The 12,611-nt window shown below is 70.1% G+C and carries 9 protein-coding genes and 4 tRNA genes; 7 read left to right on the top strand and 6 right to left on the bottom strand.

Translation table 11 applies throughout. From position 1 onward, the window contains the following. The first annotated feature begins 145 nt into the window (after nucleotides 1–145). The 4 genes from ACRAKF_RS20975 (at nucleotide 146) to ACRAKF_RS20960 (ending at nucleotide 1,977) form a co-directional block, all read left to right on the top strand. Nucleotides 146–1,612, top strand: coding sequence for a metallophosphoesterase family protein (locus ACRAKF_RS20975; RefSeq protein ID WP_447042082.1), 1,467 nt, complete (start codon nucleotides 146–148; stop codon nucleotides 1,610–1,612). Between the two features lie 80 nt (nucleotides 1,613–1,692). Then, nucleotides 1,693–1,765, top strand: a tRNA-Glu gene (locus ACRAKF_RS20970). Between the two features lie 39 nt (nucleotides 1,766–1,804). Further along, a tRNA-Asp gene (locus ACRAKF_RS20965) sits at nucleotides 1,805–1,879 on the top strand. 24 nt (nucleotides 1,880–1,903) lie between these two features. Next, nucleotides 1,904–1,977: transfer RNA gene (locus ACRAKF_RS20960), tRNA-Phe, on the top strand. Nucleotides 1,978–2,083: 106 nt separating this feature from the next. On the opposite strand, the gene ACRAKF_RS20955 is transcribed toward ACRAKF_RS20960, so the two are convergent. From ACRAKF_RS20955 to ACRAKF_RS20940, 4 genes are read right to left on the bottom strand one after another with little or no spacing between them, the layout of a single operon-like run. Then, a complete protein-coding gene (locus tag ACRAKF_RS20955) occupies nucleotides 2,084–3,232 on the bottom strand; it encodes an ABC transporter permease (RefSeq protein WP_447038750.1) in 1,149 nt (382 codons plus the stop codon). A gap of 30 nt (nucleotides 3,233–3,262) precedes the next feature. Continuing rightward, a complete protein-coding gene (locus tag ACRAKF_RS20950; protein ID WP_447038749.1) occupies nucleotides 3,263–4,159 on the bottom strand; it encodes a cytochrome c biogenesis CcdA family protein in 897 nt (298 codons plus the stop codon). Then, entirely contained in the window at nucleotides 4,156–4,953 is a 798-nt protein-coding gene (locus tag ACRAKF_RS20945) for a DsbA family protein (protein WP_447038747.1), read from the bottom strand. The genes ACRAKF_RS20950 and ACRAKF_RS20945 overlap by 4 nt, the downstream gene beginning before the upstream one ends. Nucleotides 4,954–5,009: 56 nt before the next feature. Next, on the bottom strand, nucleotides 5,010–5,423 hold the full coding sequence (locus tag ACRAKF_RS20940) for a hypothetical protein (protein WP_447038746.1): 414 nt from the start codon (nucleotides 5,421–5,423) through the stop codon (nucleotides 5,010–5,012). Between the two features lie 83 nt (nucleotides 5,424–5,506). Between ACRAKF_RS20940 and hrpA the strand changes: the two genes are divergently transcribed. The 3 genes from hrpA to ACRAKF_RS20925 all read left to right on the top strand — a co-directional run bounded on the left by hrpA (nucleotide 5,507) and on the right by ACRAKF_RS20925 (nucleotide 10,503). Next, nucleotides 5,507–9,499, top strand: a complete 3,993-nt coding sequence (gene hrpA, locus ACRAKF_RS20935; RefSeq protein ID WP_447038745.1) for an ATP-dependent RNA helicase HrpA — start codon at nucleotides 5,507–5,509, stop codon at nucleotides 9,497–9,499. Nucleotides 9,500–9,593: 94 nt separating this feature from the next. After that, nucleotides 9,594–9,668 (top strand) — tRNA-Asp (locus ACRAKF_RS20930). A gap of 502 nt (nucleotides 9,669–10,170) precedes the next feature. After that, nucleotides 10,171–10,503 carry a DUF6274 family protein gene (locus ACRAKF_RS20925; RefSeq protein ID WP_447038744.1) on the top strand — a complete coding sequence of 111 codons (333 nt, stop codon included), beginning with the start codon at nucleotides 10,171–10,173 and terminating at the stop codon, nucleotides 10,501–10,503. Nucleotides 10,504–11,046: 543 nt separating this feature from the next. Here the strand turns inward: ACRAKF_RS20925 and bldC are convergent. Both bldC and ACRAKF_RS20915 read right to left on the bottom strand, forming a co-directional pair. Then, complete coding sequence (bldC, locus tag ACRAKF_RS20920) at nucleotides 11,047–11,253, bottom strand: developmental transcriptional regulator BldC (protein ID WP_003949541.1); 207 nt, start codon at nucleotides 11,251–11,253, stop codon at nucleotides 11,047–11,049. A 467-nt stretch (nucleotides 11,254–11,720) separates the two neighbouring features. Further along, entirely contained in the window at nucleotides 11,721–12,566 is an 846-nt protein-coding gene (locus ACRAKF_RS20915; RefSeq protein WP_447038742.1) for a hypothetical protein, read from the bottom strand. Between the last annotated feature and the right edge of the window lie 45 nt (nucleotides 12,567–12,611).

The following is a 12,611-nucleotide window of genomic DNA, read 5'->3' as shown; positions in this document are numbered from 1 at the left end:
GTCGGCCACGCCGCCGCTCCCGTCCCGGCTACCCGGGGGCCCGGGCGTACGGCGTCCCGGCATACCCGGGGCCTTACATGGGCATACGGGACCAATGGCCCGCGACTCCGGAGTCGTTCTCCAGGTTCTCCAGGGCGTGCGACGGATGGGCGGCGCCCCGCTCGACGGCACCGCCCGTCACCCCGTCAGGGCCGCCCTCGGCCTGGTCGCGGTCGTGCTCTTCGGCGCCTGGCTCGGCCTGCTGATCGTCGGCAGCGTGCGCGCGCCCGTGGGCCCGATGGACACCCGCATGACGCTGCGGCCCTCCCTGTCCGGCGGCACGAAGATCAACGTCTCGCCGCTCGGCGCCCTGGAACTGCGCTCGCACACCGCGCCGATCCGGCTCGACGTGGACGTGGACCAGCTCGACCCGGTCCGCTCCCAGGCCCTGGTCGACCACCCCGAGCGGCTCGCCGGGCTCCAGGACGAGGTCGCGCGTGACGTCGGCCACGGCACGCTCGACCTGGCCGCGCGCTCCTGCGTCGCCGTCGTCTCGGGGGCCACCGCGCTCGGCCTCGCCGTCTACCGCCGCCCGCGCCGCGCCCTCGCGGCCGGCGGTCTCGCGCTGGCGCTCCTCGCGGCGTCGGGCGGAGCCGCGTACGCCACCTGGAACCCCAAGTCGGTCCTCGAACCGAAGTTCTCCGGGCTGCTCAGCAGCGCCCCCTCGGTGGTGGGCAACGCCCGCAGCATCGTCAGCGAGTTCGACGTCTACCAGCAGGAGCTGGCGCGTCTGGTCACCAACGTGACCAAGCTCTACGACGTCACGTCCACGCTCCCCGCCTATCGGCCGGACCCGACCACGATGCGGGTCCTGCACGTCTCCGACATCCACCTCAACCCGGCGAGCTGGAAGATCATCGCCTCGCTCGTCGAGCAGTACGACATCGACGTCATCGTCGACTCCGGCGACACCATGGACCACGGCTCGGCCGCCGAGAACGCCTTCCTCGACCCGATCGAGGACCTGGGCGCCCCCTACGTCTGGGTCCGCGGCAACCACGACTCGCGCACCACCCAGCGCTACCTGGAGCGCTTCAAGAACGTCCACGTGCTCGACGACGGCCGGGCCGAGACCGTGGCGGGGCTGCGCTTCGCCGGGATCGGCGACCCGCAGTACACCCCCGACCGCTCGGCGAAGAGGTCCGGCTCCGTCCAGCACCTGGCGGGCATCCGGCTCGCCTCGGCCCTGCGCGCCGAGCGTGCGGCGGGCACCCCGGTGGACGTGGCCATCGCGCACGAACCCGAGGCGGCGCGCGAGACGGACGGCGAGGTCCCGCTGGTCCTCGCGGGCCATCTGCACCACCAGGAGATGGAGGTCATGGACGGGGGCACGCGGCTGCGCGTCGAGGGGTCGACGGGCGGCAGCGGGCTGCGCGCCGTCGAGGGCAAGTACCCCGACCCGGTCGAGGCGTCCGTGCTCTATCTGGACCGTACGAGCAAGCGTCTACAGGCCTGGGACGAGATCAGGCTGGGCGGGCTCGGCCTGACGAAGGCGGAGGTCAGCCGCCATCTGCCCAAGGAGAACCGGCCCGGGGCCACCCCGTCGCCGACCGCCCCGAGCCCCTCCGGTTAAACCGTTTTGGCGATAGCTCCCCGCATCCCATATGCTTCTCACGTCCCCGACGCGCTGCAAAGCGCCCAGGCGGGCCCTTAGCCCTCATCGTCTAGTGGCCCAGGACGCCGCCCTTTCAAGGCGGTAGCACGGGTTCGAATCCCGTTGGGGGCACGCAACACCTTGTGCGAGACTAGTGCTCGCACAATGCTTGGTCCTGTGGAGCAGTTTGGAGTGCTCGCCACCCTGTCAAGGTGGAGGCCGCGGGTTCAAATCCCGTCAGGACCGCTTGCGATTCCACGCGGATCGCGTGGCTGGGTAGCTCAGTTGGTACGAGCGATCGCCTGAAAAGCGATAGGTCGCCGGTTCGATCCCGGCCCCAGCCACTCTCACCGAAGGCCCCGTCCACTGGACGGGGCCTTCGTCGTGTCACCGGCAGGATCTCGGGAGTGTCAGGTCCGTACGAGCGTCATCCGTACGAGCGTCAGGGGCTCAGGCGATCGTGGCGCCCGATGCCGCCGCGTGCGCCGGGGCGTGCGCGCGTCCGCCGTTCCTGCCACCCGGATGGCGGTGCCGCCACACCCAGAAGACGGCGCAGGCGAGCAGCGCCCAGCCCCCGAGGACCAAAAACGGGAACGCGTGCTGGTGTCCGCCGAAGTAGACGGCCGTGTGCTGCGCGTTGACCGAGGCCCCCGGCGGCAGCCACTGGCCGATGTGTCCGAGCACCGAGGGGAGCAGCGGCCACGACACGGCTCCGCCGGACGACGGGTTGCCGAGCAGCACCATGAGGCCCCAGGTCGGGAGCATCGCCCACCGCCCGAAGAGGGTGTTGAACATCGTGAAGACCATCCCCGACGTGAACAGCGTCAGCGCCAGGATCAGCCACGACTCCACGAACGGCAGGTCCAGCGCGCCCAGCCACCAGTCCACGACCGCCGCGATGACGAACGCCCCGAGGAGCGCGTAGAGCACCGTGAAGCCGATCCGTTCCGCCGGGTTCAGGCCCCGGGCGTGGACGCTGAGCTGGATCGCGCCCACGAAGCCGATGATCACCGCCGCCAGCGAGATGTAGAAGATCGCGAGGCCCCGCGGGTCGCCCTCCTGGAGCGGCTTGATGTCCTTGACCGTGACCGGGACGCCGGCCTCCTCGCCCACCTTCGGCGCGGTCTCGGCGAGTACCTGGGCGACCGAGGCGCCCGAGGCCCCGGAGAGGTTCAGCGTCACCCCGTCGGCGCCGCCGCGCCTGACGTCCACGATCGCGAACACCCGCTGCTCGTCCACGTCCCCCCGCGCCCCGGTGAAGGAGGCGTACTCCTTCACCTCCAGCGAGGCGTTCAGGGCCTTCTCCATGCCGTCGAGGAAGGCCTTGCCGTGTTCGGACTCCTGGTCGCCGACGACCGCGACGGGTACGTGGTGGGGCGTCGGCTTGGCCATGGAGTACGTGTACGAGCCCGCGAAGAGCCCGGCGGCCGCCGCCAGGATGAAGACCAGCACGAGCGCGGGCAGGAACGGTGACTCCTTGAACGAGGACCACCGCTCTCCGATGGTGGGAACCCGCCCGTGCGCGCCGTGCTGTTCGGACGACTGGGGTGGCTGGGGTGGCTCAGGTGGCTGGGGTGATTCGGGTGCCGGGTGAGACATACGAACCACGCTAAACCACCTAAAACGGACTCACCCCTGCTCAGCCTCGACCGAGCCGGAAGCCGAGCCCGAACGGGAGCCCGAACGGGAGTCCGAGCGGGAGCGGGAGCGTCCCCGCAGCCACCCCCGCACCACGAGCACCGCCGCCACCAGCACCACGACCCCGACGAGCAGCACCGAGTCGGGCACGGCCCTGCCGAGGCCCCCCGCCCACTGCTCCACCGCGAAGGAGTCGTCCACGTCCAGGAGACCGGGCAGGGCGGTCGTCCCGTCGTACGCGAGGAAGAGCGCGCCGAGGCCGATGAAGAAGAGGCCGGACAGCAGCGAGGTCGTGTGCAGCTCGAACCGCCCGAGCCGGAAAGTCCGCCCCCGCAGCCACCGGCGCCGCCCCAGGTCGAAGCGGTCCCAGAGCAGGGCCAGCAGGAAGAGCGGCACGGCCATGCCAAGGGCGTAGACCGCGAGCAGCAGGCCTCCGTAGACCGGGCTGCCGCTGACCGCCGCCACCGTCAGGACACTGCCGAGGATCGGCCCCGCGCAGAAGCCCGCGAGGCCGTAGACCGCCCCCAGCGCGTACACCGAGAACGCGGTGGTCGGCCTGATCCGCCCCGAGAGCTCCGCCATCTTCCGCGAGGCGAAGCCCATGCCGAGGATCTGGAGCAGACCGAGGCCGATGATCAGCCACCCGGCGGCGAGCACGAGCTGGTCGCGGTGGCCGAAGAAGAACCGCCCGGCGACGGACCCGGCCGCGCCGAGCGGCACCAGGGTCGTCGCGAGTCCCGCGTAGAAGATGCCGGTGCGCGCGACGAGGCGGGAGGTGGAGTCGATCGAGTACGCGAAGAAGGCGGGCAGCAGCAGGGCGCTGCACGGGCTGACGAGGGCGAGCAGGCCGCCGAGGAACGCGGCGAAGTACCCGACGTCGGCGGTCACCGCGAGCCGCCCGCGCTCTTCCCGCCGGACTCCGAGGTCTTCGCCGACTTGGCGGCGGCCTCGATCGCCTGGGCGAAGACGTGGTCCGGCTGGGCGCCCGATACGGGCCGCCCGTTGATCACGAACGACGGCGTGGAGGTGGCCCCGAGGCCGTAGGCCTCCTCCTGGTCCTTCTTGACGGCCGCCTCGGCCCCGGCGCTGCCCGCGTCCTTCGCGAAGCGCCCGACGTCCTTGACCCCTGCCTGCCCGGCGAGTTCCTTCAGGCGGTCGTCCCCGAAGCCCTTCTCCTTGCTGCCCTTGGCGTACGCGGCCTGGTGGAACTGCCAGAAGCGGCCCTGGCGCCCCGCGGCCCAGGCGCCGCGCGCGGCGCGCTCGGAGTCCTCGCCGAAGATGGGGAAGTTGCGCCATTCGATGCGCAGGGTGCCCTCATCGACGTACTTCTTGACGAGGGCGGGCTCGGTGTCGCGGGCGAACTTCCCGCAGAAGCCGCACTTGAAGTCGGCGTACTCCACCATCACCACGGGCGCGTCCGCGTCGCCCTGCGCGAGCGGGTCCCCGGCGTCGCGCCTGGCGAGCTTCTCCAGCTCGGGGTAGACGCCGGCCTGCGCGTCCGCCTCGGTGGGCCCGGCGCCCGCGGCCTCCTCGGTCACGGTGCTGCCGGAGGAGTCGTCGGGCTTGGTCGCCGTGTACGAGGCGACGCCGAGCAGCACCGCGGCGACGGCGACGCCCGCGCCGATGGCGATGTTGCGGCTCTTCTTGTTGTCACTACCGGGCTTGGTGCCGTTCTTGGGCATGGCTGTGTTCTCTCGTTCCGTGTACGTCGATGAAGGGCCCCTGGATCAGGGGCCTCCTATACGCGCAGGACCGAGAGGTCGAAGGGGGAGAGCGGTATCGGCTCGGGCGGCCCCCGCACCGGAGTCAGATCGAGAACCGCCTGGTCACCGCCCCAGGAGCCGCTGCCGCCGTGCGCCTCGTGCAGAGCGGGCAGCAGCTCGTGCGAGGTGCTGGGGCGCGGCGGCTGCGCGGGGTCGTCCAGGCCGTCCTGCCCGCCTCGCCCGCAGCCGGGCCGGTCCTGGCCGGACCCGTCGTGGCCGGAACCGGAAACAGAAGCGATAGCCGAAGCAGAATCGGAAGCGGAGAAGGATGCGGACGCGGAAGCGGAGACAGAAGCGGACACGGCGGTCACCGGCGCCGACGCGACCCCGAGCACGGCGAGGAGCAGCACCACCAGGGGGCTCCGGAGCGTGCGTACGCGGGTCGGCATGTCCGGAATCGTAACGGCCGGGCCGCGCCCCGCGGGAAATCGGTTCGCCACCGCCGAGCGGCGGGTGAGATCCTGGGGGCCGTATGTCTACGCAGCCCGCCCTCACCCTCGACACCCTCGCCCCCCGTCTGTCCGAGCTCTCGCTGCGCGACGAGCACCGGATCGGCCGGCGGCTGGAGGGTGCGCGCCGGATCCGTAAGCCCGAGGCTCGCGCCGCCGTCCTCGCCGAGATCTCGGCGGACGTGGAGAAGGGCGAGGCCCGGATGGCCGAGCGCCGCTCCCGCGTGCCGGCGATCACGTACCCCGAACAGCTCCCTGTCAGCCAGAAGAAGGACGAGATCGCCGAGGCGATACGCGACCACCAGGTCGTGATCGTCGCGGGCGAGACCGGCTCGGGCAAGACCACGCAGATCCCCAAGATCTGCCTGGAGCTCGGCCGTGGCGTGCGCGGCATGATCGGCCACACGCAGCCGCGCCGCATCGCCGCGCGCACGGTCGCCGAGCGCGTGGCCGAGGAGATGGACACGCCGCTGGGCGAGGCCGTCGGCTGGAAGGTCCGCTTCACCGATCAGGTGAATCCGGACGGGACGTTCATCAAGCTGATGACGGACGGCATCCTGCTGGCCGAGATCCAGACGGACCGCGAGCTGCGCGCGTACGACACGATCATCATCGACGAGGCCCACGAGCGCTCGCTCAACATCGACTTCCTGCTCGGCTATCTGGCGCAGCTGCTGCCCAAGCGTCCGGATCTGAAGGTCGTCATCACGTCCGCGACCATCGACCCCGAGCGTTTCTCCCGGCACTTCGGGGAAGCGCCGATCGTCGAGGTCAGCGGGCGTACGTATCCGGTGGAGGTCCGTTACCGCCCGCTCCTCGAAGAGGACGGCGACGATACCGACCGGGACCAGATCACCGCGATCACCGACGCCGTCGAGGAGCTCCAGGCCGAGGGCAAGGGCGACATCCTCGTCTTCCTCTCCGGGGAGCGCGAGATCCGCGACACCGCGGACGCGCTGAACAAGAAGAACTACCGGTTCACCGAGGTCCTTCCCCTCTACGCCCGGCTCTCGCACGCCGAGCAGCACCGCGTCTTCCAGCAGCACACGGGCAGACGGATCGTCCTCGCGACGAACGTCGCGGAGACGTCCCTGACCGTCCCCGGCATCAAGTACGTGATCGACCCGGGCATGGCCCGCATCTCCCGCTACAGCCACCGTACGAAGGTCCAGCGGCTGCCCATCGAGGCGATCAGCCAGGCCAGCGCCAACCAGCGCAAGGGCCGCTGCGGGCGTACGTCGGACGGCGTCTGCATCCGCCTCTACAGCGAGGACGACTTCGTCTCGCGCCCGGAGTTCACGGACCCGGAGATCCTCCGCACGAACCTCGCCTCCGTCATCCTCCAGATGACCGCGGCCGGTCTGGGCGACATCGAGAAGTTCCCCTTCCTCGACCCGCCGGACCACCGCAACATCCGCGACGGCGTCCAGCTCCTCCAGGAGCTGGGTGCGCTGGACCCCACCCAGAAGGACCCGAAGAAGCGGCTCACGCAGCAGGGGCGCAAGCTCAGCCAGCTCCCCGTCGACCCGCGCCTGGCCCGCATGGTCCTTGAGGCCGACAAGAACGGCTGCGTGCGCGAGGTCATGGTGATCGCGGCGGCGCTCTCCATCCAGGACCCGCGCGAGCGCCCGGCCGAGAAGCAGGCACAGGCCGACCAGCAGCACGCCCGCTTCAAGGACGAGACGAGCGACTTCCTCGCCTTCCTCAACCTGTGGCGGTACATCCGCGAGCAGCAGAAGGAGCGCGGCTCGTCGTCCTTCCGCCGCATGTGCAAGGCGGAGTACCTCAACTTCCTGCGCATTCGCGAATGGCAGGACATCTACTCGCAGCTCCGTACGGTCGCCAAGCAGATGGGCATCCACCTCAACGAGGAAGACGCCCCCGAGCAGCACGTGCACATCTCCCTCCTCGCGGGTCTGCTGTCCCACATCGGGATGAAGGACGTGAAGGAGTCCAAGGAGTCCAAGCCCGCCAGGGACGGCGACTCCAAGCAGCGCGGCGGCGGGCGCAACGAGTACATCGGCGCGCGCAACGCGAAGTTCGCGGTCTTCCCCGGTTCGGCGCTCTTCAAGAAGCCCCCGCGCTTCCTCATGTCCGCCGAGCTTGTCGAGACGTCCCGCCTCTGGGCGCGGGTCAACGCGCGCATCGAGCCGGAGTGGGTCGAGCCGCTCGCCGAGCACCTCGTGAAGCGCACGTACAGCGAGCCGCACTGGGAGAAGGACCAGGCGGCGGTCATGGCGGTCGAGAAGGTGACGCTGTACGGCGTCCCGATCGTCACCGACCGCAAGGTGAACTACGGCCGCATCGACCCCGAGGTCTCCCGCGACCTGTTCATCCGCAACGCGCTGGTCGAGGGCGACTGGCGCACGCACCACAAGTTCTTCGCCGCGAATCGCAAACTCCTGACCGAGGTCGAGGAGCTCGAACACCGCGCCCGGCGCCGCGACATCCTCGTCGACGACGAGACGCTCTTCGACTTCTACGACCAGCGGGTGCCCGAAGACATCGTCTCCGGGGCGCACTTCGACGCCTGGTGGAAGAAGCGGCAGCGCGAGGAGCCCGAACTGCTCGACTTCGAGCGGTCGATGCTGATCAACGAGAAGGCGGGGGACGTCTCCAAGGACGACTACCCCGACTCGTGGCGGCAGGGCGCGCTGAAGTTCCGGGTGACGTACCAGTTCGAGCCGGGCGCCGACGCGGACGGCGTGACCGTCCACATCCCGCTCCAGGTGCTGAACCAGGTCACGGACGAGGGCTTCGACTGGCAGATCCCCGGCCTGCGCGAGGACGTCGTCATCGAGCTGATCCGCTCCCTGCCGAAGCCGATCCGCCGCAACTACGTGCCGGCGCCGAACTTCGCGAAGGCCTTCCTGGACCGCGCCGTGCCCCTCCAGGAGCCGCTGCACGTCACGCTCGCCCGGGAGCTCCAGCGGATGGTGGGCGTGCCGGTCGCGCCCGGCGACTTCGACCTGACGCGCGTACCGGACCACCTGAAGATCACGTTCCGGATCACCGACGAGCGGCGCAAGAAGCTCGCCGAGGACAAGGACCTGGAGGCGCTCAAGCTCCGCCTGAAGCCGAAGGCCCGTAAAGCCCTCTCCCAGGCGGCCGCCGCGACGGCGGAGCGCTCGGGCGGCGCGGCGGTCGAGCGCTCCGGGCTCACGGACTGGAGCATCGGCTCCCTCTCGCGGGTCTTCGAGACCCGGCGGGCGGGCCAGCCGGTCAAGGCCTATCCGGCGCTCGTGGACGACGGCGACACCGTGTCCGTACGCCTCTTCGACACCGAGGCGGAGCAGCAGCAGGCCATGTGGCGCGGCATGCGGCGCCTCATCCTCCTGAACATCCCGGTCAACCCGGGCAAGTTCGCCTCGGACAAGCTGACGAACCAGCAGAAGATCGCCCTGTCCGCCAATCCGCACGGCTCCATCCAGGCGCTCTTCGACGACTGCGCGATGGCCGCGGCGGACAAGCTGATCGGTGACTTCGGGGGGCCCGTCTGGGACGAGGAGCCCTACCGCAAGCTCTTCGACAAGGTGCGCGCCGACATCGTCGACACGACGGTACGGGCGGTCGGCCAGGTCCAGGAGGTCCTCGCGGCCTGGCAGGCGTGCGAGCGGCGCCTGAAGTCGACGAAGAGCCCGACGCTTCTCGCCAATCTCTCCGATGTGCGGGAGCAGTTGAACTTCCTCATCAAGCCGGGGTTCGTGACGGAGACGGGGCTGCGGCGGCTGCCGGACCTGATGCGGTACATGGTGGCCGCGGACCGGCGGCTCCAGCAGATGCCGACCAATGTCCAGCGGGACACCAGCCGCATGGAGAAGGTCCACGAGATGCGGGACGAATACCTGTGGCTCCTGGAGCAGTTGCCGCAGGGCAGGCCCGTGCCCCGGGAGGTCCTGGACATCCGCTGGATGATCGAGGAGCTCCGCGTCAGCTACTTCGCGCACGCCCTCGGCACGGCGTACCCCGTCTCGGACAAGCGCATCGTCAAGGCCATCGACGCCGCCGCCCCGTGACGGCCCGGCCACCAGGGGTGAGTTCGACCGCCGGGCCTGCACTGCTGTAGAGTCCTGTCTCGCAGCGCAACGCACGAACAAGCACTGCGAGCAAGGTCCTGTGGAGCAGTTTGGAGTGCTCGCCACCCTGTCAAGGTGGAGGCCGCGGGTTCAAATCCCGTCAGGACCGCAGCATCGAAGCGGGTCGCATCCGAAAGGAAGCGGCCCGCTTCTCGCATACCCACCTCCCCAAGGCCGCGCCCACCAAGACCGCGCCCACCGAGGGCCGCGCCCGCCCCCCCCCCGAAGAAGTGCCCGACTCCCCCGAGGCCGCGCCCGCGGCGAAGCCGCAATCAGACACAGCAAATCCCGTCAGGACCGCAGCATCGAAGCGGGCCGCATCCGAAAGGAAGCGGCCCGCTTCTCGCATACCCACCTCCCCAAAGCCGCGCCCACCAAGGCCGCGCCCACCAAGGCCGCGCCCACCGAGGCCGCGCCCGCCTCCCCGAAGAAGTGCCCGCCTCCCCCAGAGGCACCAACAGCCCCTACGGGACGGTGGCCCCGTCATAGGACCGTCGCGGCCCGAAGACGTGCCCGTGGCCGGCCGGCAGGGCCCCCGCATCTTGACTCCGTCACATTCCGCCGGTACCCAGGCAGCAGGGAGCCGCGGGAGGCCCCCACGGAGGTGACGCATGTCCGCTTCTTCTGCGTCCGCTCGGCACGAGACGCGCGCCCTGCTCCGCGCGCACCTCGCGGCAGCCACCGGCTACCGCCACCTGACGCGGCACTGCCCCATCTGCCACCGGCTCCTCAGGCTCGCCCTGGAGCCCTCTCAGGCGGGCTCCGACGGGTGTGAGGCTCCGGGAACCGGTTTCGTCCGCCAGGAGGCCGCACGCGAAGACCAGGGCGAGAAGCAGGGGCAGGGGCAAGGGCAGGAGCAGGAGCCGCCCGCGGAGAAGTCCGGGGAGTCGAGCGGGGAGCCGAGCGGGAAGTCGAGCGGGGACGAAAGTCCTCCCGACGTATGACCAAAGCCGGCGCGCGGCCCACCCGCACGGTGGGAGGCTGGAGGCGGAGGCCTCACCGGACCGCTCAAATCCCTTTAGCGCAGCGGCATCGCGCGCAACAAGACACGCGGTGTGTGACGGGTGTCACCGAACCAGTTTTACCAACACCCGAACTTACACCCTTCATACAACAGGCCAATTTAATATGTGCAATTGCACCATCCGGAGAACCATCCGGAGAGCGGCCCCCGCACCCCCTCCCCAGGGACCCCGGGGGCAACTCCCCCGCGGGCCGGGGAGGCCTCGCCGAAGGCCCCCACAGAGACCAACAAGGCCGCTCACGGCCACGCCGGCCCACACCCCCGGGCGCACAAAAAAGATCGCGCTGGACCCGGCGGAGTCCAGCGCGATCGAACGACTCACCCAAGTTCAGGCGTGGCTCCCGTTGGGGCGGGACCCGCGTCGCGTGTAGCCATATGTCGGACGTACGACCAGGTTGGGGGACCCGGCAGTAGTGGTGCTCTTCGCCCGAGTTGTACGAGTTACTGCTGGTTGAACCTTGGTTCAGGCCTCGCTGCGCTGCTGCGGAATACCCGCGAGCAGTGCGCGGACCTCAGCCTCGCGGTACCGGCGGTGTCCGCCGAGTGTGCGAATCGACGTGAGCTTGCCAGCCTTGGCCCAGCGCGTCACCGTCTTCGGGTCGACGCGGAACATCGTGGCGACCTCAGCCGGGGTCAGCAGCGGCTCGGCATCAGGGGTGCGAGCGGTCATGAGCGGCCTCCTCGGGAGAACCGAACCTTCTCGGTTCATTCCTCTAAATTCTGCACCTTGACCCGCGTTGCCCGAAATGGCGGACGCGAGTCGAGTCGGTTATAGGACGAACGGCTTGTCCTCGGCACTACAACTACACCATCCGTCCAGCCACGTCGGCCAAACCGATGGAATTGCCCTCCCAGGTGTTCATCACCGACGGAAGCCGATGGACCATGCCATAGCGGACAGTCACGCAGCCGTGACGATCAGTCACAGAGCGATCAGGAGTCAACAGGACCCCCCATAGCGTGCAATGCAGAGTAATCCGCCCACACTTGGGCGGATGGAGACCTCCCCGGACTCCTTGTCCTATTTTGGCACGAGGAAGGGTGATCGGCGCAAGAGCCCCGTAAGTGCGGTCCATCACGCTTGAGGCAAAGGCCCGGATCGGGACCTACGTCCCGCGGTCGGGTCCGGCCGAACGGTCAGTTCGCGAACTGGAGGTGCCGGATCGCCCGCCACCGCTCCACGAGCCTCGCATACGCCTCGCCGGCCACCTCCCCGTCGCCCTTGCGCAGCGCCTCGATCCCCTCGGCCACATCGGCCGCCGAGTGGTCCTCGTCCAGCTCGTCGGCGGGGACGGCGTGCACGAGCCCTCCGTAGTCCACCTCGACCAGGGAGCGCGGGTGGAACTCCTCCAGCCACCGGCCCACGTCCATGAGCCCCTCGACGAGCGGCGCGTCGTCCAGGGCGTCCCGCAGCGCCCGCAGGCCGCGGGCGACCCGGCGGCGGGCCTCGACCATCGGGGTGCGGTAGCGGAGCACGGGCGGGCGGCCCTGCCCCGCGCACGGCTCGTAGTCCCGCTCCTCGTCCGCGACGAGGACGAACCAGTGCAGGGGCACCTGCCACGTGGAGGTACGGATCCAGGGCCGGGCGTCGGGGTTGCGGACCCGCCACTCCTCGTAGTCCGCGGCCGTCTGGCGGCGCAGCACCGGGGGCAGCACCGCGTCGAGGACCGGGGTCGGCAACTGATCGGGCAGGTCCCCCATCGCCTGCCAGCCCCGCAGCCGGGTCCGCCACGGGCAGACGCAGACCACCCCGTCGATCTCCAGTACGAACGCGTCGCCGCTCTCGTGCACCGGCACGGGCACGGGCGGCGTGGACACGAGGTCCGCCAGCGAACGGCGGAGTTCGTCCTGGTACGAGGGGCGGTCGGCGCGCCGCGCATAGCGGACCCAGTGGCCGCGTTCCGGTTCGGGGAAGGCGGCCAGTGGCTCATAGACACGCAAGTAGGACGCGTACGGGACCGTCACCGATGACACCTTGGGCACTGCTGCTCTCTCCCCCGCGTACAGGCCGGAAAACCCGGGTGATCG

The organism is Streptomyces sp. DSM 118878 (assembly GCF_052936595.1).
The sequence above is the reverse complement of the archived record's forward strand: the minus strand, read 5'-3'. Positions and strand labels throughout refer to the sequence as shown.